Below are 22,087 nucleotides of genomic sequence, written 5' to 3'. Positions count from 1 at the left end.
CGATATCACGACCCGACCCACGCGACCTGCGCCTTTTGAGAGGATCAGGTCCGAGCGATCCGGATCCGGGGCAGGCGTTGCCGAGCGAATGGGTTTTTATGCCGTCACCTGGGTACTATACGAAAACTAGAACACGTTCCATTTCACTTCAGGGGGACTCCGTGGCCTCGACCGACATCGATCCGTCCGAAATCACCAAGTGGGATCCGGGCCTGACCGAGAAGGTCATGGGCTGGCTACGGCCGCTGATCAAGGGCTATCACCGTGCCGAGGTGCGGGGCCTGGACGACTTCCCGCTCGGCGGCGCCCTGGTCGTCTCGAATCACTCGGGCGGCCTGTTCCCGATGGATGTGCCGGTGTTCGCGACGGGCTTCTACGAGAAGTTCGGCTACGACCGGCCCGTGTACACGCTCAGCCACGACATGCTGATGGTCGGGCCGACGGCCGACTTCTTCAAAAAGACGGGGTTCATCCGCGCCAGCCGCGAGAACGCCGACGAAGCGCTGCGCTCGGGCGGTGTGGTGGTGGTTTTCCCGGGCGGTGACTTCGACGTGTACCGGCCGACCCGCTCGGCGAACAAGATCGACTTCGACGGCCGCACCGGTTACATCAGAGCCGCCTTGGCCGCCGGGGTTCCGATCGTCCCCATGGTCGGCATCGGTGGGCAGGAGGCGCAACTGTTCCTGTCCCGCGGCACCGCGGTCGCCAAAGCGCTCGGCCCGATCGCCCGGATGGCGCGGACCAAGATTGTGCCGCTGTCGTTCGGCTTTCCGTTCGGGTTGTCGGCGGTGCTGCCGCTGAACGCGCCGCTGCCGACCAAGATCGTGATGAAGGCGCTGCCCCCGGTCGACATCACCGCGGAGTTCGGTGCGGACCCCGACATCGACGAGGTCGACGCGCATGTCCGCCACGTCATGCAGCGCGCACTGGACGAGCTGGCCGCCGAGCGCCGCTTCCCGGTGATCGGCTGATTCCGATGGGCCCTCTGGATCGCCTGACCGATGCGGTAGGCCTGGCCACCACCATGCGCCGGGCCGGGTTGATCGCCGTGCTGAGGCCGGACAAGTACGTGCGTATCGCCGCGGCGATGGCCCGCGAGAACATGGGCGTCACCTCAGGTTTCGCCAGCGCCGCGCAACGCTGCGGCAGCAGGCCGGGGCTCATCGACGAACTCGGCACCCTGAGCTTCGGTGACATCGACCGTCGCGCAGACGCTCTGGCCGCCGCACTGCAGGCGCTGCCGTCCGGCGAGCCGCGGGTGATCGGCATCATGGCACGCAACCACCGCGGCTTCGTGCTGTCACTGATCGCCGCCAACCGTATCGGTGCCGACGTCCTCCTGCTGAACACGTCGTTCGCCGGCCCCGCGCTGGCCGAGGTGGTCACCCGCGAGCAGGTCGATGCGGTGATCTACGACGAGGAGTTCACCGAGACGGTGGACCTGGCGCTCGCCGACCGGCCGGCGGCCGCCCGAATCGTGGCGTGGACGGACACCAAGGCGCACGGCCAGACGGTCGAGAAGCTCGTCGACGCGTTCACCGGCAAGCAACCGCGACGGTCCGGCGAGAAAAGCCGCGTCATCCTGCTCACCTCGGGTACCACCGGAACACCCAAGGGCGCCAAGCATTCCGGCGGTGGGCCCGAGATACTCAAGTCGATCCTGGACCGCACCCCGTGGCACGCCGAGGAGCCCGTCGTCATCGTGGCGCCGATGTTCCACGCCTGGGGTTTCTCCCAACTGGCGTTCGCGGCGTCGATGGCGTGCACCATCATCACCCGCCGCAAGTTCGATCCGGAGGCCACGCTGGAACTCGTCGACCGGCACCGGGCCACCGGATTGTGTGTGGTGCCGGTGATGTTCGACCGGATCATGGGCCTGCCGGAGAACGTGCTGCGGCGCTACGACGGCCGTTCGTTGCGCTTTGCCGCCGCGTCCGGTTCCCGCATGCGGCCCGATGTGGTCACCGCATTCATGGACCGGTTCGGCGACGTGATCTACAACAACTACAACGCCACCGAGGCCGGGATGATCGCCACCGCCACCCCGGCCGATCTGCGCGCCGCCCCCGATACCGCAGGAAAACCCGCCGAGGGCACCTACATTCGCATCCTCGACGCCGATTCCCGTGCGGTGCCGACCGGTGAGGTGGGCACGATCTACGTACGCAACTCGACTCAGTTCGACGGCTACACCTCGGGCTCCACGAAAGACTTCCACGACGGCTTCATGTCCTCGGGCGATGTCGGTTATCTCGACGAGGCGGGCCGCTTGTTCGTGGTCGGGCGGGACGACGAGATGATCGTCTCCGGCGGGGAGAACGTGTACCCGATCGAGGTGGAGAAGGTGCTGGCCCGCCATCCCGGGGTCGCCGAGGCCGCCGTGATCGGCGTCGACGACGACCAGTACGGACAGCGGTTGGCGGCGTTCGTGGTGCTCACCGGGGCCGCCTCCACCGATGAACTGAAAGCGTATGTTCGAGAGAACCTGGCCAATTACAAAGTCCCGCGGGAGATCACTGTGCTCGAGGAGTTGCCGCGCAACAGCACTGGCAAGATCGACCGCCGAGATCTGCAGGAGCGGGTGAATGGCTGAACGCCGGCGGCTGCTGGCGGCAGCGGCCGAACTGCTCAACGCGGCCAACGCGGTCAAACCACTCGGACGCCAGGGGTACAGCACGATCCCGGCGTTCGCGTTCGGCTGGCCGACGTCGGAGAACGCTCCGCTGGTGATCACCGTGTCGGTGCTCGACGCGTTACGCCGCGGCATCCGAGGTCACTACCGCTCGCCCGGTGACCGAATCTCGTTGCTGCTCAAAGCCGTCTCCTGGGCGCTACTGGTCCTGGTACACCGCCGCGGTGTGCAGTCCCGGCCGTATTTCGAAGACCCGGTGCACGAGGCGCTCGCCGACGAGTATCCCTCGGCCCTGCGGCCGCTGCGGCGCGGTGAGGTGTATTCGACGTCGCTGACCCGGCGCCGCTACGTGGGTCGGACCGTGCGCTACGGTCCGCACCGGGCCAACGTGGCCGACATCTGGATGCGTCCTGATCTACCGCGTGACGGCAAAGCCCCGGTGCTGCTGCAGGTCCCGGGTGGCGCCTGGATGATCGGCATGCGCAGGCCACAGTCGTATCCGTTGATGAGCTATCTCGCCGAAGAGGGCTGGATCTGTGTGTCGATCGGCTACCGGATCAGCCCGCGCCACCCATGGCCCAATCACATCATCGACGTCAAGCAGGCGCTGGCGTGGGTCAAGGCCAATATCGCCGAATTCGGCGGTGATCCCGACGCCGTGTGCATCACGGGCGGCTCGGCCGGTGGGCATCTGACCGCGCTGGCCGCACTGACGCCCAACGATCCCAAGTGGCAGCCCGGTTTCGAGGACGCCGACACCTCGGTGGCCGCCGCGGTGCCGGTGTACGGCCGCTACGACTGGTACAGCACGGCGGGAACCGGGCGCCCCGAATTCATGGAGATCCTGCAGCGGCTCATCGTCAAACTCCCGTTGGACGGCAACGCTCAGGTGTATCGCAATGCCTCTCCGATCACACTGGTGCACCCTGATGCGCCACCGTTTTTCGTGTTGCACGGCACCAATGACTCACTCATACCGGTGGGTGAAGGCCGCGATTTCGTCGCAGCCCTGCGCAAGGTGTCGAACTCACCGGTGGTTTACGCCGAGATACCCCATGCCCAACACGCATTCGACTTCTTCGGCTCACCGCGCGGGCACTACACCGCCGATGCTGTCGCGGAGTTCCTGAACTGGGCACGGACCAAGGCGCAGATCGACGCGGCCGAAGCGGCCGGCCTGTGACGTGACGGCGTAACCGCGGGCTGGTTGCTCCGGTCGGTTACGCCGCCACGGCACGCATCAGGCTTCGGCCAGCACCCCGTGCAGGGCCTTCTTCGCCTCCGTGACCGCCGCGAGGAGGTTCGTCCGAACCTCACCAAGCTTGGCCTTCTGTTCGTCGGTGCCGGTGAACGCGATGGTGCGTGCCAGACCGGCGATCTCGTGCAGGCCCGTGCGGATCTTGATGACGTCGGCGAATTTGCCCACCTTGCTCAACAGCGTGTGCGCGGTCTCGCTGGTGACACCGCGCCAGGCCAGCAGCTGGGTGCCGAACTCGGTGAGCGTGGCGACACCGTCGGAGACGGTGACCACACCGCGGCCTGCCAGTGCGCTGATGGCCAATTCGACGATGTCCTGCGGCGGGGTGAAAGCACCGTCCGTCGCCGCGGTGGTGCGCTCGACAATCTGTTCGGCGGTGGCCGGCCCGTCGAGTAGCAGTGCCGCAGTGCCGACCGCCGCACGCTTGAGTGAGAAGCCGGGCCCGAAGCCACCACCGAATCCACCGCCAAAACCACCACCGAAACCGCCGCCGAAGCCCTGTCCGCCGAACGCCCCCGCACCGAAACCGCCCTGTCCCTCATGACCGCAGTGACCTCCGCCGAAGCCCGCTGGACCCCAGCCGCCAGAGAATCCTCCAAAACCCATGTCACACATCCTTTTCCAGATCTCGGCCGAACCGACGGATCGCGGCCCGACAGGTATATCAAGTTCCTTGATACGCCCGTGGCGGCGACAATACAATGAGATCTACCTGAGAACTGCTTGAGCTGTCAGCGAACGGAGTGGCCGATCGGACACGTCGAGGCCGGCAGCGCATGTCAAGATGCCAGCTATGACTGCCACGGACAGTGAGCCGCTGGGATACCTGCTGCACCGGGTGGCCGCCACCCTACGCCCGGAAGTGGCCACGGCTCTCGCTCCGATCGGCCTCGGACTGGCGGAGTTCGTCTGCCTGCGCATCATCTCGTTGCATCCCGGGCTCACGAACGCCGACCTCGCCCGCGACACCCACGTCACCGCGCAGGCGACCAATCAGCTGCTCCACCGCCTTCAGGCCGCAGGCGCCGTGCACCGCCCCGACAGCGCAGCCGCCGGTCGGGCGTTGCCCGCCGAACTCACCGCGGCGGGCCGCGCGTTACTCACGCGCGCCGAGAACGCCGTCCACGTGGCCGATCAGCGGGTCCTGGACCGCCTGACACCCGCTGAACAAACGCAGCTCAAAGCCTTGTTACGCAAAGCCGGTCGCGATGACACCGACTGCGGACCGGCCATCCCCTAGGCACCTGCTGTCCTGCGCTGACCCGCGCTGGTCTCACCGTGGTTTCGGTGCGGCGAGTTCACGCAGGGCAGACAGGAACAACTCATCCATTCGCGGACTCAGCTCCGCCAACGTGGCAGCTCCGGCATGGCTGGCCGAGCCGAAGACCTGCCCCAGCGCATCGGCGTCGGCGTCCGCTCCGATCGACAGGCACAAGCAGGCGACCCCTTCTGCCCGGAGTTCTTCGAGGGCCTTGGCGGTGTCGGCGTGTGCGTAGCGGCCGTCGTAGCCGTCGTCGTAGGGATAGCCGTCGGAGAGCACGATCAGGAGCCGGTGCGGTGTCCCCGCTTGGGTTTTGAGGATCTCTCCAGCGCCCCGGATACCGGCGCCGAGCCGGGTATACCCGAAGGGCTGCAATTGGCTGAGCCGGGCACGTTCGACGGCGCCGAAGTGCTGCTCAAAGGTCTTGATCGCGGGCAGGTGCACGCAATTGCGCCCCTGCGACCGGAAGCCGTAGACCGCCACCCGGTCACCGAGTTCCTCCAGGGTCGCCGCCAGTATGCCTGCGGCTTGCCGCTGATGGTCGTGGACCGCCAGCCCGCCGAGGTCGGTGTCGGTGACCGATCCCGAGACGTCGAGCAGGATCAGCACGCCGAGGTGACGGGCCAGGTTCCGCCGTTCGATGTAGATGTGTTCGGGTGCCGCGTGTCCGCAGCGCAGGTCGACGAACAAACTGGTCAGGGCTTCGGTATCCAGTTCGTCGCCGTCGGGACGGCCGCGCAGCGCCTTCGGACCCAGGCCGACCCGCGACAACCGCCGGCGCAGCACCGGATCCGCAGTGACGCTGGCCGCCGAGACGTCGGCAGCGGCGGTGAGCGGAAAGTCGATGACCCGGCACCACTGCGGTCGGTAGCGGTTGTGGTGGGTGTCCCATTCTGGGTAGAGAGCGCCGCCCACACCCACGGGCGTCTCATCCCCGAACTCGATCCGCGTGGGCAGCGGCTTGGCGTTCATCCCGGCCTGCCTGCCGCGACGCACCGAACCGGTGGGCAGTTCCGCTCCTGCATCGTCATCGCCGAAGGCCCTGGACCCGCCGAACATCTTCCGCAGGAATTCCGAGAGCACCCTGGAGGTGAAGGCTGGCGCCTCGAACAATTTGAGGATCTTGCTGTCCTCGGACGGTCCCTCGTCGTCGTCGTCATCGTCATCGTCCTCGTCGGCGCCGTCGGTGTCGGCCGCGGTCGGATCGAATGTCAACATGGTCCGATTGGAGGCCGAACTCGTGGCGTCATCATCGGCCTTCAACAGCAGCGACGGCTTGACGACTCCGAACCACGGCGGCGGGTCGGCCACGGCGGCCCGGGCTTTGGCCAGTGCGAGGGACTCGGCGGGTCCGGCGGTGACCGTCCTGTCACCAGGGAACAGGCTCGCAGCCAGTGGAATTCGGTCCAGCTGTGCCAGCGCCCGGCACCCTTCCAGGGACAGATAACGCAGCGCCAGCGACGGCCGGCCCCGCAAGGCTCTGACCCATCGGCCGTCCAGACTTCCTGCGGACAGCAGCGCGGATTGCACGATCAGCTCACGGCGTTGTTCGGCGTCCGGTCGGCCGGGCGAGACGAAGATGACCCGGCCGTCGGTGTGTGCCGGTTGCCCTACCCGTGTCGCGGCGACGTCGACGGCCCGGCCGGAAACGAAGGTGGCCAGTAGCCGAAATCGTTGCAGATCATCCGATTTGACCGTGATCATGCCCCCGTCAGAATGGTATCGGCGAGTTCACCGAGTGCCCGCACGATATCGGGATCATCGGAGAGCGCCTGCACGATCGCGGCCTGCACGGCGCTGCGCAGCGGCAGACCCTCCGCGACCAGTCCACCCGCGAGGATCAGCATCCGGGTCGAGGACCCCTCGCGCAGTGGCGAGCCCTGCAGGCCTCGGATGGCGTTGCCGAGCCGCACCAGCACAGCTGCTGTCCCGGCGTCGATTCCGGCTTCACGTGCCACCACGTCGATTTCGATGTCTGCGGGCGGGAAGTCGAGTTCGATGGCCACGAACCGCTGGCGGGTGGACTCCTTGATGTTCTTCAGGACGCTCTGGTAGCCGGGGTTGTAGGAGATGACGAGTTGGAAGCCGGGAGCCGCGGGCACGGTGATCCCCAGCCGATCGACCGGGAGTTCGCGACGGTGGTCGGCCAGGGGATGGATGACCACGGTCGTGTCCTGCCGTGCCTCGACGATCTCGTCGAGATAGCAGATGGCGCCTTCGCGGACCGCCCGGGTCAGCGGTCCGTCCACCCACACCGTCTCCCCGCCCTTGAGCAGAAACCGGCCCACCAGATCCGCCGAGGTCATGTCCTCGTGGCCGGCCACGGTGATCAGCTCCCGCCCCAGTTCGTGGGCCATCGCCTCCACGAATCGGGTTTTCCCGCAACCGGTCGGCCCTTTCAGCAGTACCGGTAGGCCGCGACGGGCGGCCGCCCGGAACACGTCGGATTCGTCACCGACAGCTCGGTAGTAGGGCGCCTGTGCTTCGGTGCGGTGGTTGTCGGTCAGCACCTCAGTTCTCCGGCATGAACGGCACGACGGTGGGGAGCTGCGCGCCCTCCGGGAGGACCAGCTGGCCGTCGGTGTTGATGAAGCCGGACCGCTTGGTGGGGATCGGCAGCACCGGGTCGGGGCACGGTGTGTCGGTGCCGTCACCGCAGATGCCGCCGGTGAAGTACGAACGCTTCATGTGGTCCTCGGGCCACGGGTCGGAGTGCATGCCGATCCACTGCGCGGGCAGGTTGTAGAAGAAGAAGAAACATGCACTGACGCCGGCGAAGATGGCCAGGAAGCGGACGAACTGCTGCTTGGCGAAACCGCCTCGGACCCGGTCGATTCCGCGCTCGACGACGGTACGGCCGCGGTCATCGGTGAAGAAGCGCAGGCAGCACAACGCCGCCTGGACTCCGCCCCACATCAGGCCCTCGTAGATCGGCCATTGGTAGTAGGTGCCTGCGTTGAACGACACCGAACGGATTGCGCCCGGATAGGTGTAGAACCCGATGGGCAGCATGACGAGGGCTTCCATGATGAAGTCGAAGACGAACGCCATCGCGTAGGTCGCCAGGATCAGCCGCAGGTTGCTGATGTTGGGCCAGCGGTTCTTGATCTTGCGCATGAGCCAACAGCCGACGATCGTGATCAGCAGGACACCGTAGGCGTAGCCTGGCACATTCGTCAGCAGCGGTTCGGCGACCTGTCGGCCCGGTTCTTCCGGTGAAACCCAGCCCGGGATGCTCGAGGACCACGAACCGCGATTGAACGACCAGGTGTTGTAGGTACACCAGGTGTTGAAGTAGTTCAGCAACGGATCCTGGAAGAACATCAGACCCATCGATACGAACAGCATGCCGTCCAACGTGATTCGTCGTTCTCGCCGCCAGGGTCTGATGAAGAACCACCAGATGGCGAATGGCAGCCCGACCCAGAGGACGACCGCGTTCGCGATCATCGGGATCTTCATGTACAGCGGCGGCTCGTGGATGCCGCCGGGCACCCGCTCGAAATAGGGGCCGCTGATCCAGCTGATCCACACATACAACTGCAGTGCCAGCAATGCCCCACCGACGACGGCCCAGATCTGGACCGGCTTGACCGTCGGCTGCACCTGGGCGCCGACAGCTGCTGCTCCGCCGAGCGATTCCGTCGTCGGGGGCTTCTTCTTGTTCGACAGATCGCTCACGACGCTGCCTCCTTGTGGTTCTGCGCGATATCGCGCGTGGCTCGAGTGCGGAAAGCGAGTCGGCGAAAAGTTCGCCGCAACAGGATCGTCGGGCATCGCCGCACCAAAATATACCAGTGGGTATCTGAGCATCCAAGGGGTATTTTAGATTTGTGGCAGGATCGCGGCATGGTTGAGAGATGGACGCGGGAACGGCGCCTGGAGCGCACCCGCACGCTTCTCTTGGATGCCGCAGAGGCGGTCTTTGCCGAAAAGGGCTTCACTGCAGCCACTCTCGACGACATTGCAAACGTCGCCGGCTACACCAAAGGCGCGATCTACAAGCACTTCGCCACCAAAGAGGACCTGTTCCTGGCGGTGAGCGACCGCTACTGGCGTCGCTATTTCGACAACTTCGCCGAGGTGATGTCGTCGGCACGGCAGATCGGAGCCCGTGAACTCGACGAGATCGCCACCCGGTGGCGCCAGCTGAGCCGCGACCGCGGCGCCGAGCATGCCGCGTTGGGCCACGAGTTCACCCTCTACCTGCGCCGCAATCCCGAGGCACGGGAGCGGGTGGCCACCAAACGGGCCGAGGTCGTCGAGGCCCTCGGCCGCTTCATCATCGAGGGCGTCGACCGCATGGGCGCAACGCTGCGGATGCCTCCGCTGACGTTCGCCCAGGTACTGATCGCCACGAGCGAGGGCGTGGTGCTGGGAAGCGAACTCGACGACGTCGATCTCTACCGACCGATGGTGGAGATGTACGTATCGGCCATCAATCTGCCCTAGAAAACCCGCACCTGCCCTTCGAGCACCGGAACCGTTTCGGGCAGTTTGTAGGTCGCAATACCGTTGCGGAACATGACATTCTCGCGCGCATGCTCCGGTAGGTGCTTGACCAGCCAGCGCGGATCGTCAAAGGTCCAGTGCGGGTAGTCCGACGAGAACAGCAGAATCTTCTCGCACTCCATCCACTCGAATGCACGCGACAGTTCGGTCTTGTCCTCGGGATAGTCGAGCGGCTGCGTGGTGAATTTGATGTGGTCCTTGACGTATTCACTTGGCTTACGCTTGATGTCCATCCACGACTTACGCTTGTCGTAGATCGCATCCATGCGCCACATCAGCGGCAGGATCCAGGTGAACGCGTGCTCGACGAACACGATGCGCAGGGTCGGGAAGCGGTCGAAGACGCCGTCGAAGATCAGGCTCATCACCTGATTGGCTGCGAGCAGTGAATAGGTGACCATGAAATCGTGGTTGTAGCTCGGGAACCCGACGGGCGGCATCGGCAACTCGTCGTGATGGCTGCGCGACAGATGGCAACTGACGGTGATGTCGTGTTTGGTGGCCGCGGCCCAGACCGGGTCGTAGATCGGATCACCCCAGGACGGGCGGTTCTCGGCCTTGATCAACACCTGCGCCATGTACGGGTGACCGGCCCACCGCTCGATCTCGCGTGCGGCGGCCTCCGGCGCTTCGATTGCGACGCAGATGGATCCGCGCCACCGCTCGTGCCAGTTGTTGTGGCTGTCCAGCCAGTGATTCGCCTGCCAATCGTTCAGTGCGCAACTCATGGCGTGATTGGGCTCGGGCAGGCGCGCGGGGTAGGCGCCGGGTTCCAGGATCGCGATGTCGGCGCCGGCCTCCATGATCAACTGCCGAAACGCGAGATCGGGGCTGCTGCCGGGGAATCCGCCGTCCGGAGGGAAGGTGTCCGCGCGCATCGCGTAGGCATGCGCATAGTCGGGCGCGTCGTAGTAGATCTGATCGCCGACCTCGCGCGCCTCGTAATACTTGCTGCGCCACGGTTCCGGGATGTACTGGCCCAGCTCGCCGCGGGCGGGCACGGGGTGCACATCGGAGTCCACGCACCTGACCGCGATCCGTTCGGTGGCCGGGATTCGGGGTGACGCTGTCGTTGTCATCTGGTTCTCCCTTCAGGCGCCGGCCGCGACGGCGATGGACTTGGTGTCGAGGTAGCTCTCGAGCCCTTCGCGTCCGAGTTCGCGGCCGTATCCGCTGTCCTTGATCCCGCCGAACGGTGCATACGGATCCATTGTGTACCCCTGGTTTACCCCGAAGGTGCCGGTCCGAACACGTTCGGCGATCCCGACGCCACGCTCGGGATCGGCGGTCCACACCGAACCGGCCAGCCCGTAGTCGGAGTCGTTGGCGATCGCGATCGCCTCGTCCTCGTCACGGTAGGCGATGACGGTCAGTACCGGACCGAAGATCTCTTCGCGGGCGATGCGCATCGAGTTGTCCGCGCCGGCGAACAATGTCGGCCGGACGTACCAGCCGGTGTCCAGTCCGGCGGGCTGTTCGGCGCCGCCGACCACCAGGCGGGCACCCTCGTGGCCGCCGATCCCGATGTAGTCGCGCACCCGGTGCTGCTGCCGCTGCGACACCAGCGGACCGAGTTCGGTGGCCGGGTCCGCGGGGTCACCGACGACGAGCGCGCTCATCCGTTCCGCCAGGGCATCGACGAACTCCTGTTCGCGGGCGGCGGGCACGACGATTCGGGTGAGCGCATTACAGATCTGGCCGCTGTTCGACAGACTCGCCGCGCGCACCCCGGCAGCCACGGTCTCGGGGTCGGCGTCGTCGAGGATGATGGCCGCAGATTTGCCACCGAGTTCCAGGCTCACTTTCGTCAGGTTCCCCGCACAGGCTGCGGCGACGGCCCGGCCTGCGGCACTCGAGCCGGTGAACGACACCTTGTCGACACCCGGGTGGCTGACCAGGTGGGCACCGAGGGCAGCATCGCCCGGCACGACGCTGACGAGGCCGTCGGGCAGGCCGACCTGCCCGAGCATCTCGGCGAGCAGCAACGCGTCCAGCGGCGACTCCGGCGCCGGCTTCACCACCACCGCACAACCGGCCAGCAGCGCGGGAACCAGCTTCGTGATGATCAGGAACTGCGGCATGTTCCACGGCACGATCGCCGCGACCACGCCGACGGGGTCTTTCCGGAGATGGACATCCGACCCGAAGAATCCGGTGCGCACGTCCTGCCACGGGTATGTCTCGGCGAGGCCGCAGAACGCCGACATCATCATCGCGGGCAACCCGACCTGCGCGCGCTGGGCGAACCGGATCGGGGCGCCGATCTCGCGTGAGATCAGCTCGGCCATCTCGTCGCGCCGCTGTCCGTAGAGCTCAGCGAGGCGCCGCACGGCCGCTATGCGCTCCTGAGGTGGGGTCCGGGGCCACGGCCCGTGATCAACGGCGGCCCGCGCCGCGGCCACCGCGGCATCAACCGCGGCGGGCTGGGCCGCGGCGATGCGCGCGATAAGCAGCTCGGTGTGCGGCGAGATCACCTCGATCGTGTCCGCCTCGTCGTCGCTTCGGCTCCAGTCCGTATCGACGCCGATGCACATTCCAAGATGTTGATCCACCGCGGATCCTCCCGCCTCAGTCGCTTCCGATTATGGGCCGTCACCCACACGAATATCAACTACTTGTCATTAATCTGCCGACCAGATAGCGTCGGCGCCAAGCCACTGTGGGACAGGAGTAACGATGCCGCGTTTCCCGAAGCCGCCGGAGGGCAGCTGGACAGAGCACTACCCCGAACTGGGCACCGAACCCGTGTCCTATGAGGACTCGATCAGCCCGGAGATCTACGCGCTGGAGCGCGAGGCGATCTTCAAACGGGCCTGGCTCAACGTCGGCCGCGTCGAGTCGCTGCCCCGCAAGGGCAGCTACGTGACCAGGGAACTGGCCGTGGCCAACACCTCGATCATCCTGGTACGCACCACCTCCGGGGAGATCAAGGCGTACCACAACGTCTGTAGGCACCGCGGAAACAAGCTGGTGTGGAATGACATGCCGCGCGAGGAGACCAGCGGGGTGTGCCGCCAGTTCACCTGCAAGTACCACGCGTGGCGTTACGACCTGGACGGAAACCTGGCCTTCGTACAGCAGGAGGAGGAGTTCTTCGACCTCGACAAGTCCCGCTATGGCCTGGTGAAAGTGCACTGCGAGGTTTGGGAAGGGTTCATCTTCGTCAATTTCGCGACGACGCCCGAGCAGTCGTTGCGTGAGTTCCTCGGCCCCATGGTCCTTGGGCTGGAAGGCTATCCGTTCGACCGGATGACCTCCAGGTGGCAGTACCGCTCAGAGGTCAACGCGAACTGGAAGCTCTATATGGACGCGTTCCAGGAGTTCTATCACGCACCGGTTCTGCATGCGAACCAGTCGCCGACGGCCTATTCGAAAGCGGCGGCCGAAGCCGGTTTCGAGGCCCCGCACTACCGTCTCGACGGACCCCATCGGCTGGTGAGCACTTCGGGCGTGCGCGCCTGGGAGATGGCCGACGAGATGCGCAAGCCCATCGAGGACATCTGTCAGAGCGGATTGTTCGGCCCGTGGGACAAGCCTGACCTGGGCCCGATGCCTGCCGGACTGAATCCGGCGAAATGCGATCCGTGGGGCCTGGATTCGTTCCAGTTGTTCCCGAACTTCGTGATTCTGTTCTGGGGCCAGGGTTGGTACCTGACCTACCACTACTGGCCGACGTCGTACAACACCCATATCTTCGAGGGCACCCTGTATTTCCCGCAGCCGCGGACTCCGCGTGAGCGCATCGGCCAGGAGTTGGCGGCCGCCTCGTTCAAGGAATACGGCCTTCAGGATGCAAACACGCTGGAAGCGACCCAGACGATGATCGAATCCCGCGCGGTGGACAGATTCCTGCTCAACGACCAGGAGATCCTGCTCCGGCACCTGCACAAGGAGACGGCCGCCTGGATCTCCGAATACCAGCAGCGGACCTCGACAGTGGGAGTGTGATCACCCGTGTTACCAGTCGAATTCGCCGACCTCGAGCCGTTCGCCGGCTGGTGTCTGCCCACCGAGGCGCAACGCTATGCCAAGCGACTGTCCAGTTCGATGACCGACATGCAGGCGTTCTACGACGCGATCACCGCACGCGCGGAGGAAGCGATCGCCTACTGCGACAAGTTCCCGCTAGACGACTTTCCTGATGACGTCCTGGCGCTCATGCACATGCTGTATTCGATGATCACCGTGTCCTTCCCGGCGGAATGCTGGAAGCAGCCCCGGGTTCCCGATTCGGGCGCCACGATGCTGGACTGCGTAGCCGAGCCCGTTCCATGACAGAGCGCATCGTCTTGCGCGCAGCGCGGTGGGCCGATGTCGATGCGCGAGCAGTCCGTTCGCCGGCAGTGGTGGTGGTCGAGGGTAACCGCATCACCGATGTCAATCCCCCAGGGCCGCTGCCCGATCCGGCCACCGTCATCGATCTCGGCGACGTCACGCTGTTGCCCGGTCTGATGGACATGGAGCTGAACCTGCTCATCGGCGGGCCCGGCGGTCTCGAGGGCCTGCCCACGCCCATGCACGGCGTTCAGGACGATCCGGCCTACCGCACGTTACGGGGTGCGGTCAACGCGCGCACCACGCTGGATGCCGGTTTCACCACCGTTCGCAACCTCGGTCTGATGGTCAAGACCGGTGGATACCTGCTCGACGTGGCCTTGCAACGCGCGATCGAGCAGGGCTGGCATGCGGGGCCCCGTATCTTTCCGGCCGGCCATGCCGTCACGCCGTACGGCGGACACTTGGACCCGACAGTGTTTCAGCGGCTGGCTCCGGGGATCATGCCCCTGTCCGTGGCCGAGGGCATCGCCAACGGGGTGCCGGACGTGATCGCCTGTGTGCGTTATCAGATCCGGCACGGCGCCAAGCTGATCAAGGTGTCCGCATCGGGCGGGGTGATGTCGCACAGCACCGCCCCCGGTGCCCAGCAGTACTCCGACGCCGAGTTCGCCGCCATTGCCGACGAGGCGCACCGCGCGGGGGTCCGGGTCGCCGCCCATGCCGTTGGTGACACCGCGATCCGGGCCTGCATCCGCGCCGGCATCGATTGCATCGAGCACGGCTTTCTGGCCAGCGACGAGACCATCCAGATGATGGTCGACCACGGCACCTTCCTGGTCTCCACGACCTATCTCACCGACGCGATGGCCATCGACCGCATCGCACCCGAACTGCGCAAGAAGGCACTCGAGGTGTTCCCCCGGGCGAAAGCCATGCTGCCCAAGGCCATCGCGGCGGGGGTCCGTATCGCCTGCGGCACCGATGCCCCCGCCATCCCGCACGGGCAGAACGCCAAGGAGCTGGGCGCGTTGGTGGACCGCGGCATGGCCCCGATGCAGGCGATCCACGCGGCCACCGTGGTGGCCTCGGAGCTGATCGACGCCCAGGACGAACTCGGCAGGCTGGCCCCGGGATACCTCGCCGACATCATCGCCGTGCCCGGTGATCCCTCAGCCGACATCGCAGCCACCCTGGATGTCACGTTCGTGATGAAGGACGGGCAGGTGCACAAACAGCCCGCTGCGCTAACGTCGTAGTGACACAGGACGGATCATGGAACTCACCGACAACATCTTGTGGCTGCTCAAGCAGGCCTTCTACTTCTCGTTGACCACGGTGAACGAGGCCGTCAGCGACCACGGCGTGAGCACGGCCCAGATCGGCGTGCTGCGGCAGTTGTCGAACGAACCCGGACTCTCCGGGGCCGAGCTGGCACGCCGGCTGCTGATCACCCCCCAGGGCGTGCAACTGGCACTGACCGCACTGGAAAAGCGCGGACTCGTCGAGCGCAAACAGAATCCCCAGCACGGCCGCATTCTGCAGGCCTTCCTCACTGATGAGGGCCGCGCGGTCGCCGCCGCGGTGGTCAGCGACGCGATCGCCGCCCATCAACGGGTGTTCGGGGTGCTGACCGACGAGGAGCAGCAGACGCTGCGCGACCTGCTGAGCAAGGTCGTCGAAAAGGGCACCGGACACGAGCTGTTCGACGATCACGTCGAAAACTAGGCCCACCCGTTTCGCGCCATCCATACCGGTATCGCATTGATAGATACCAAAATTCACATGGACATGCATCTTTAGACGGATCTACCATCCCGGGTTGTGACTGTTTCGGGCACGGACGCCGCGACGCCGGGCGACCTGATCAGACGCTTGACGGATGTGGTCGGGACCTCCGGGATCGTCACAGCCCCGGCCGAGATGGCCGGCTACCTCACCGACTGGCGCAGTGCGTATGCGGGGGCCGCGCTGGCCGTCGTGCGACCCGCCAGTACCGAGGCGGTCGCCGGAGTCATGCGGTTATGCCATCAGACCGGCACCGCCGTCGTTCCACAGGGCGGCAATACCGGGATGTGTGGCGGCGCCGTGCCCGACTCCACCGGACGCCAGCTGCTGGTTTCACTGACCCGCATGCGTCGGATACGCGACGTCGACGTCGCCAACCAAACCATCACTGCAGAAGCCGGTGCGGTTCTGCAGGCGGTGCAGGAAGCGGCGGCCGGTGCCAACAAGATGTTTCCGCTCTCCCTTGGCGCACAAGGTAGTTGCACGATCGGTGGAAACCTCGCCACCAACGCGGGTGGCACAGCGGTGCTGCGCTACGGAACGATGCGCGACTTGACCCTCGGGCTCGAAGTGGTACTCCCCGACGGTCGAATCTGGAACGGGCTGCGCGCACTTCGCAAGGACAACACGGGCTACGACCTGAAACAGCTCTTCATCGGAGCTGAAGGCACGCTCGGGATCATCACTGCTGCGGTCCTGAAACTGTTTCCGGCGGTGCGCAGCCGTGCCACGGCGTGGGTAGCCATACCCGAGACACAATCGGCAGTGGACCTGATCGGTGTGGTCCGCGAGGTCGCAGGCGACCGGTTGACCGGATTCGAGATCATGTCTCGCCAGAGCGTGGACTTCGTGCTGCGCCACTCACCGGGCACCCGCGATCCGTTCGCTGATCGGCATCGGTGGTATGCGTTGGTGGAGCTCAGCGATTCACTGCCAGAAGCCGGTCTCGACGACGTGATCGCATCGGTGTTGGAGGTAGCGGTTCAGCGAGACCTGATCGCCGACGCAGCAATAGCATCGTCACCGGCTCAGGCCGCGGCGCTATGGGCGCTGCGGGAAGGCATTTCGGAAGCTCAGAATCACGAGGGGCCCAGCCTGAAGCACGACGTCACCGTCCCTGTCAGCAGCATCTCGCAATTTGTCGAACGCACCGACCGAGCGCTCGAGAAGGTTGTCCCGGGCATCCGAATCGTCACCTACGGCCACGTCGGCGACGGCAATCTGCACTACAACCTCAGCAAGCCGCCGGGATACAACGCCGACGACTTTCGTGCGCGAGCGACTGACCTGGCCGGCGTCATCTACGACCAGACGGCGGCTTTCAACGGCAGCATCAGCGCCGAGCACGGCCTCGGACAATCCAAGCGCGACGTCATCGCCGACTACAAGGACAGCTGCGAACTGGACCTGATGCGTGGCCTCAAGCAACTGCTGGATCCGCGAGGGCTGATGAACCCGGGAAAGGGAGTTCCGGACTGACGCGTGAGCATGTTATCTAGTACTTGATATTGATAACAAGTAGTTGATATTCTCGGGTGGATGTCCGATCCCGTCACCACCCCGGTCGAGGGCTTCACGCCGCTACGCGTCAAGCACGTGGTGCGTGAAACCCCGGACGCGGTATCTCTTGTGTTCGACCGGCCGGCGATAAGCGACTTCGGTTATCTCCCTGGCCAGTTCGTCACGCTGCTGGTGCACGTGGACGGGCGGGAGCACCGGCGCTGCTACTCCATGTCATCCTCGCCTGCCCTCGACGAGGACTTGCGGATCACCGTCAAGCGAGACCGGGACGGCGTCGTGTCCAACTGGCTGAACTCCACCGCGGCCGCGGGCGACCAACTGCACGTCGCGCCCCCGCAGGGCCGGTTCGTGCTGGGCGACCAGGACCGCGAGCTGGTGGCCTTCGCCGGGGGCAGCGGCATCACGCCGGTGTACTCGCTGCTGCGGTCAGCCCTGGAGACCACCGACCGGGCCTCCCGGTTGTTCTATGCCAACCGCAGCCGCTCGTCGATCATCTTCGCCGACTCGTTGACGGACCTCGAACAGCGCCACCGCACCCGCTTCCACGTGCGCCATCACGTCGATGACGACCATGGCCTGGTCACGGCCGCCCAGGTCGAGGCGTTCGCCACGGAAACCGCCGATGCCGACTTCTATGTCTGCGGGCCCGCACCGTTCATGGACACCGTCGAGAAGGCATTGATCTCAGCGGGAGTCGCCGGTGACCGACTCCGCCTTGAGCGGTTCACGGTCAGCTCGACCGTCGACAGCCCGACAGCTGCCGCGTCCCTCACCGAAGAGGTGACCATCGAGCTGGACCGGCGCACGGTCACCGTGCCCTACCGGAGCGGAAACACGTTGTTGCAGACCGCACGCATGGCTGGTCTGCGAGCCCCGTCATCATGTGAAACAGGTTCGTGCGGAACGTGTATCGCACGGGTGACCGAGGGCAGTGCCCAGATCCTGAACAACGACGCGCTCGATGACGACGAGATCGCCGACGGTTGGGTCGTCACCTGCCAGTCTTTGCCGACCAGTCGCACAATACGGGTGGTCTATGACTAAGTACGAGGAGCACAAGATGACGCAGGTATCCGTGGTGACCGGCGGCGCGTCGGGCATGGGCGAGGCGACGTGTCACGAACTCGGCCGCCGCGGGTTCAGTGTCGCCGTCGTCGACCTTGACGAGGCTGCGGCCCAACGGGTTACCGATGACCTGAGGGCGGCGGGGGTGACCGCGGTCGCGATCGGCGTCGACGTCACCGACAGCCGGGCCGTGAACCAGGGCTTCGACAAGATCCGGAGCGAACTCGGTCCCGTCAGTGCCCTGGTCACCAGTGCCGGTGTATTCGGATACTCGCCGTTCCTCGAGATCACCGACGAGACGTGGGCACGGATCATCGAGGTCAACCTCACCGGCACGTTCTACTGCTGCCGAGCCGCACTCCCGGACATGATCGAGGCGAACTGGGGCCGGATCGTGATGATCTCGTCCTCGAGTGCGCAGCGGGGATCACCGTTCGCCGCGCACTACGCGGCCTCCAAGGGCGCCGTGATCACGCTGACGAAGTCGCTGGCCCGTGAGTACGCCGCACACGGCATCACGGTGAACAACATCCCACCCTCGGGGATCGAGACGCCCATGCAGCACCAGTCCCAGGCGGCCGGATACCTGCCGTCCAATGAGCAGATCGCCGGGAACATCCCGCTGGGCCGCTTGGGATCCGGCGCGGATATCGCTGCGGCAGTGGGCTTTCTGTGCTCGGCGGAGGCCGGCTTCATCACCGGACAGGTACTCGGTGTGAACGGCGGGGCAGTGATGTGAAACGAAAGGAAAGTTCGCATGGTGCAATGGACTAAGCCGACCGAGGGCTCCTGGACGGAGCACTATCCCGAACTAGGTACCGGCCCGGTGTCATTCCGCGACTCGACGTCACCGGAGTTCTACGAACTCGAACGCGAAGCGGTGTTCAAGCGGGCCTGGCTCAACGTGGCGCGCGTCGAGGAAACACCGCTTGTCGGCAGCTACGTGACCAAGGAGATCGAGGCCGCCCGCGCGTCGATCATTCTCGTCAGGGGCAGCGACAACCACATCCGGGCGTTCTACAACCTCTGCCGTCATCGCGGAAACAAGTTGGTGTGGAGTGACTTTGCCGACCAGCAGGCCTCCGGGGTTCGAGAAACGTTCGAGTGCAGGCAGTGTGGTTGGCGCTACAGCCTCGACGGGAGCCTGACCCACGTTCCCGAGGACTCCCGGTTCTTCGGATTCGACCGCGCCGACTACGGGCTGGTGCCTGTGCAGTGCGATGTGTGGAACGGCTTCGTGTTCATCAACTTCGATCCCGAACCGAGGCAGAACCTGCGCGAGTTCCTCGGCCCGATGATCACGGGCCTGGACGACTATCCATTCGGCAAACTCACCGAGCGCTACGACTGGGTCGCGCACAACAACAGCAACTGGAAGATCTTCGCCGACGCCTTCCAGGAGTACTACCACGTGCCGGCACTGCATACCCAGCAGGTGCCGCCAGAGGTACGTAAACCCAACGCAGGCTTCACCTGCGGGCATTTTCAACTCGACGGCCCGCACCGGGTGGTGTCCACCGCAGGGACCCGCCGCTGGCTCCTGGCCCCGGAGTACATGTACCCGATCGAACGGGCCACGCAGAGTGGGCTGGTCGGCCCCTGGCGGACCCCGGACATCGGTGAACTGCCCGCGGGGCTGAACCCCGGTGGCATCGAGCCGTGGGGCATCAGCAACTTTCAGATCTTTCCCAATACCGAGATCCTGATCTACGGCGGATGGTATCTGCTGTACCGGTATTGGCCGACCTCACACAACACGCATCGCTTCGAGGCCTACACCTACTTTCATCCCGCCCGAACGGTGCGTGAGCGCATCGAACATGAGGTCGCTGCGGTGGTGCTCAAGGAATTCGCCTTGCAGGACGCGGGCATGCTCGGCGGCACCCAGGCGGCCCTCGAGTACGGCGTCGTCGACGATTTCCCGCTCAGCGACCAGGAGATCCTGGTGCGTCACCTGCACAAGGTGGCGGTCGAGTGGGTGGACGACTATCAGCGCGAGCGCAACAAAGTCGGGGTGTGACCATGTCAGAAGCCATGTTGCCCAGTGCTTTCGCGGAGCTCGAAGAATTCGCTCCGACCTGGTGTCTGGCCACCGAGACCGAACGTTGGAATGCCCGTGTGTCGTCGGACATGAGACAGATGGAGAAGTTCTACGACGCATTCTTCCCACGACTCGAAGAGGCGATCGAGTACTGCGACAAGTTCCCGCTCGACGGCCTTCCCGAGGATGCGCTCAATCTTCTACACCTGATCTATTCGCTGATCATGGTGGCGATGTCGGTGGAGATCATGCACCAACCCTCCCCCGTCGATGCTGCGGATGCCGTGATGATCCGCACCGGTGAACCCGTGCCATGACCCGTTACCGAAACCAGAGATAGGGACACCCCGATGAGTCTGCTCACCATCACCAAACTCACCGAGTCCGTCGGTGCCGAAGTCAGCGGCGTGGACGCCGACCATCTGGCCTCCGACGAAGGCCTCGGCCTGGCCATCCTCGACGCGCTAGAAGACAACGGTGTCCTCGTCTTCCGCGGCCTGAACCTCGATCCCGAGGCCCAAGTGGCTCTGTGTCGCCGGCTCGGCGACATCGACCACTCCGCCGACGGTCATCATCCTGTGTCGGGCATCTATCCGATCACCCTTGACACGTCGAAGAATTCGTCCGCAGCGTATCTGAAGGCGACGTTCGACTGGCATATCGACGGGTGCACGCCGCTGAAGGACGAGTGCCCACAGAAAGCCACTGTGCTGTCCGCGGTGCACGTGGCAGAAACCGGCGGCGAGACCGAATTCGCCAGCGCCTATGGAGCATACGAGACGTTGCCCGATGCCGAGAAGCAGCGCTACGAGGCAATGCGAGTGGTGCACTCACTGGAAGCCTCGCAGCGCCGGGTCAATCCCGACCCCACCGAAGAACAGTTGATGCGGTGGCGCGCACGCCCCACTCACGAGCACCCTTTGGTATGGACGCACCGCAGCGGCCGTAAGTCGTTGGTACTCGGTGCCTCAACCGATCACATCGTGGGCATGGAACCCGCCGAGAGCCAGGCACTGCTCGACGAGTTGCTCGCACATGCCACCGCGGGCGACAAGGTCTACAGCCACCGCTGGTCCGTCGGCGACACCGTCATCTGGGACAACCGCGGAGTGTTGCACCGCGCAGCCCCGTACGACCCGAACTCCCCACGTGAAATGCTGCGCACCACGGTGCTCGGCGACGAACCGATCCAGTGACACGTCCAGTTCGGTTGACGCCCTTACCCTCTGCACAATGGAACGACGGCACCCGTGCGGCGCTGTCGTCGCTCATCCCCGCGGAGCGGGCCAACCCGGAGGGTGCCGGCAATGTGTTGGCCACGTTGGTCCGCCACCTCGATCTGACGCGCGCCTACCTTCCGTTCAATGCCTACCTGCTACGCGAATCTCGTCTGACGCCGCGCATTCGGGAAGTCGCGTTGCTGCGGATCGTCCTTCGCTGCGACTGTGACTATCTCTGGTTCCACCATCTGCCCATCGCGCAGCGGGCCGGCCTGACCGATCACGATATCGACGGCATCCGCACCGCCCGATGCGCCGACGCGCTGGACGACGTGGTGGTCCGCGCCGTGGACGATCTGGTCGCCTTCAACACCATCACGCAGTCGACGTGGGACCGTTTGGCCGATCACCTCGACCGCGAACAATGCATGGACCTGGTGTTCACCATCGGCGGGTATCAACTCCTCGCGTTGGCCGTCAACACCTTCGGAGTGCAGGACGAGCGGACTTGACG

The 22,087-nt window shown here is 65.3% G+C and carries 22 protein-coding genes; 16 read left to right on the top strand and 6 right to left on the bottom strand.

Annotated features, from left to right (window positions below; all coding sequences use genetic code 11):
- Positions 1-161: 161 nt before the first annotated feature.
- From M1247_RS27095 to M1247_RS27085, 3 genes are read left to right on the top strand one after another with little or no spacing between them, the layout of a single operon-like run.
- Positions 162-971 (top strand): 1-acyl-sn-glycerol-3-phosphate acyltransferase, encoded by an 810-nt coding sequence (locus tag M1247_RS27095; RefSeq protein ID WP_317159489.1) that lies wholly within the window; start codon positions 162-164, stop codon positions 969-971.
- A 5-nt stretch (positions 972-976) separates the two neighbouring features.
- Entirely contained in the window at positions 977-2,593 is a 1,617-nt protein-coding gene (fadD12, locus tag M1247_RS27090) for an acyl-CoA ligase FadD12 (RefSeq protein WP_317159488.1), read from the top strand.
- Positions 2,586-3,815: an alpha/beta hydrolase gene (locus M1247_RS27085; RefSeq protein ID WP_317159487.1), complete on the top strand. Its 1,230-nt coding sequence runs from the start codon at positions 2,586-2,588 to the stop codon at positions 3,813-3,815. Before fadD12 ends, M1247_RS27085 begins: the two co-directional genes overlap by 8 nt.
- A gap of 57 nt (positions 3,816-3,872) precedes the next feature.
- Here M1247_RS27085 and M1247_RS27080 read toward each other — a convergent pair whose 3' ends face one another.
- A complete protein-coding gene (locus M1247_RS27080; protein WP_317159486.1) occupies positions 3,873-4,496 on the bottom strand; it encodes a hypothetical protein in 624 nt (207 codons plus the stop codon).
- Between the two features lie 187 nt (positions 4,497-4,683).
- On the opposite strand from M1247_RS27080, the gene M1247_RS27075 reads away from it, so the two are divergent.
- Positions 4,684-5,130, top strand: a complete 447-nt coding sequence (locus tag M1247_RS27075) for a MarR family winged helix-turn-helix transcriptional regulator (RefSeq protein ID WP_317159485.1) — start codon at positions 4,684-4,686, stop codon at positions 5,128-5,130.
- 33 nt (positions 5,131-5,163) lie between these two features.
- Here the strand turns inward: M1247_RS27075 and M1247_RS27070 are convergent, their stop codons facing one another.
- The 3 genes from M1247_RS27070 to M1247_RS27060 are packed head-to-tail and all read right to left on the bottom strand — an operon-like array spanning position 5,164 to position 8,832.
- On the bottom strand, positions 5,164-6,855 hold the full coding sequence (locus M1247_RS27070) for a nitric oxide reductase activation protein NorD (protein ID WP_317159484.1): 1,692 nt from the start codon (positions 6,853-6,855) through the stop codon (positions 5,164-5,166).
- Positions 6,852-7,661 (bottom strand): CbbQ/NirQ/NorQ/GpvN family protein, encoded by an 810-nt coding sequence (locus M1247_RS27065; protein WP_317159483.1) that lies wholly within the window; start codon positions 7,659-7,661, stop codon positions 6,852-6,854. The genes M1247_RS27070 and M1247_RS27065 overlap by 4 nt, the downstream gene beginning before the upstream one ends.
- Before the next feature lies 1 nt (position 7,662).
- Positions 7,663-8,832 carry a spirocyclase AveC family protein gene (locus M1247_RS27060; protein ID WP_317159482.1) on the bottom strand — a complete coding sequence of 390 codons (1,170 nt, stop codon included), beginning with the start codon at positions 8,830-8,832 and terminating at the stop codon, positions 7,663-7,665.
- Between the two features lie 168 nt (positions 8,833-9,000).
- Here M1247_RS27060 and M1247_RS27055 point away from each other — a divergent pair, with 168 nt between their 5' ends.
- Positions 9,001-9,603, top strand: a complete 603-nt coding sequence (locus M1247_RS27055) for a TetR/AcrR family transcriptional regulator (RefSeq protein WP_317159481.1) — start codon at positions 9,001-9,003, stop codon at positions 9,601-9,603.
- Here M1247_RS27055 and M1247_RS27050 read toward each other — a convergent pair.
- Both M1247_RS27050 and M1247_RS27045 read right to left on the bottom strand, forming a co-directional pair.
- The gene (locus tag M1247_RS27050; protein ID WP_317159480.1) at positions 9,600-10,742 is read right to left on the bottom strand and encodes an amidohydrolase family protein; all 1,143 of its coding nucleotides are present in this window, start codon (positions 10,740-10,742) and stop codon (positions 9,600-9,602) included. The genes M1247_RS27055 and M1247_RS27050 overlap by 4 nt on opposite strands.
- 12 nt (positions 10,743-10,754) lie before the next feature.
- Positions 10,755-12,197 (bottom strand): aldehyde dehydrogenase, encoded by a 1,443-nt coding sequence (locus tag M1247_RS27045; protein WP_317159549.1) that lies wholly within the window; start codon positions 12,195-12,197, stop codon positions 10,755-10,757.
- Positions 12,198-12,339: 142 nt separating this feature from the next.
- Between M1247_RS27045 and M1247_RS27040 the strand changes: the two genes are divergently transcribed.
- From M1247_RS27040 to M1247_RS26990, 11 genes are all read left to right on the top strand, one after another.
- On the top strand, positions 12,340-13,611 hold the full coding sequence (locus M1247_RS27040; protein WP_317159479.1) for an aromatic ring-hydroxylating oxygenase subunit alpha: 1,272 nt from the start codon (positions 12,340-12,342) through the stop codon (positions 13,609-13,611).
- Between the two features lie 6 nt (positions 13,612-13,617).
- Entirely contained in the window at positions 13,618-13,938 is a 321-nt protein-coding gene (locus M1247_RS27035; protein ID WP_317159478.1) for a hypothetical protein, read from the top strand.
- A complete protein-coding gene (locus M1247_RS27030) occupies positions 13,935-15,197 on the top strand; it encodes a metal-dependent hydrolase family protein (protein WP_317159477.1) in 1,263 nt (420 codons plus the stop codon). Before M1247_RS27035 ends, M1247_RS27030 begins: the two co-directional genes overlap by 4 nt.
- A gap of 16 nt (positions 15,198-15,213) precedes the next feature.
- The gene (locus M1247_RS27025) at positions 15,214-15,666 is read left to right on the top strand and encodes a MarR family winged helix-turn-helix transcriptional regulator (protein WP_317159476.1); all 453 of its coding nucleotides are present in this window, start codon (positions 15,214-15,216) and stop codon (positions 15,664-15,666) included.
- A gap of 96 nt (positions 15,667-15,762) precedes the next feature.
- On the top strand, positions 15,763-17,205 hold the full coding sequence (locus tag M1247_RS27020) for an FAD-binding oxidoreductase (RefSeq protein WP_317159475.1): 1,443 nt from the start codon (positions 15,763-15,765) through the stop codon (positions 17,203-17,205).
- 60 nt (positions 17,206-17,265) lie between these two features.
- On the top strand, positions 17,266-18,291 hold the full coding sequence (locus M1247_RS27015; protein ID WP_317159474.1) for a 2Fe-2S iron-sulfur cluster-binding protein: 1,026 nt from the start codon (positions 17,266-17,268) through the stop codon (positions 18,289-18,291).
- Positions 18,292-18,307: 16 nt separating this feature from the next.
- Positions 18,308-19,051, top strand: a complete 744-nt coding sequence (locus tag M1247_RS27010) for an SDR family NAD(P)-dependent oxidoreductase (protein ID WP_317159473.1) — start codon at positions 18,308-18,310, stop codon at positions 19,049-19,051.
- Between the two features lie 18 nt (positions 19,052-19,069).
- On the top strand, positions 19,070-20,332 hold the full coding sequence (locus M1247_RS27005) for an aromatic ring-hydroxylating oxygenase subunit alpha (RefSeq protein WP_317159472.1): 1,263 nt from the start codon (positions 19,070-19,072) through the stop codon (positions 20,330-20,332).
- Complete coding sequence (locus tag M1247_RS27000) at positions 20,329-20,670, top strand: hypothetical protein (protein WP_317159471.1); 342 nt, start codon at positions 20,329-20,331, stop codon at positions 20,668-20,670. The genes M1247_RS27005 and M1247_RS27000 overlap by 4 nt, the downstream gene beginning before the upstream one ends.
- Before the next feature lie 33 nt (positions 20,671-20,703).
- On the top strand, positions 20,704-21,549 hold the full coding sequence (locus tag M1247_RS26995; protein ID WP_317159470.1) for a TauD/TfdA dioxygenase family protein: 846 nt from the start codon (positions 20,704-20,706) through the stop codon (positions 21,547-21,549).
- A complete protein-coding gene (locus M1247_RS26990) occupies positions 21,546-22,085 on the top strand; it encodes a carboxymuconolactone decarboxylase family protein (protein WP_317159469.1) in 540 nt (179 codons plus the stop codon). Before M1247_RS26995 ends, M1247_RS26990 begins: the two co-directional genes overlap by 4 nt.
- Positions 22,086-22,087: the final 2 nt, after the last annotated feature.

It is taken from the genome of Mycobacterium appelbergii (assembly GCF_032883035.1).
GTDB classification, from domain to species: domain Bacteria; phylum Actinomycetota; class Actinomycetes; order Mycobacteriales; family Mycobacteriaceae; genus Mycobacterium; species Mycobacterium appelbergii.
Note: the sequence above shows the minus strand (reverse complement) of the source record. Positions and strands in the feature narration are given on the sequence as shown.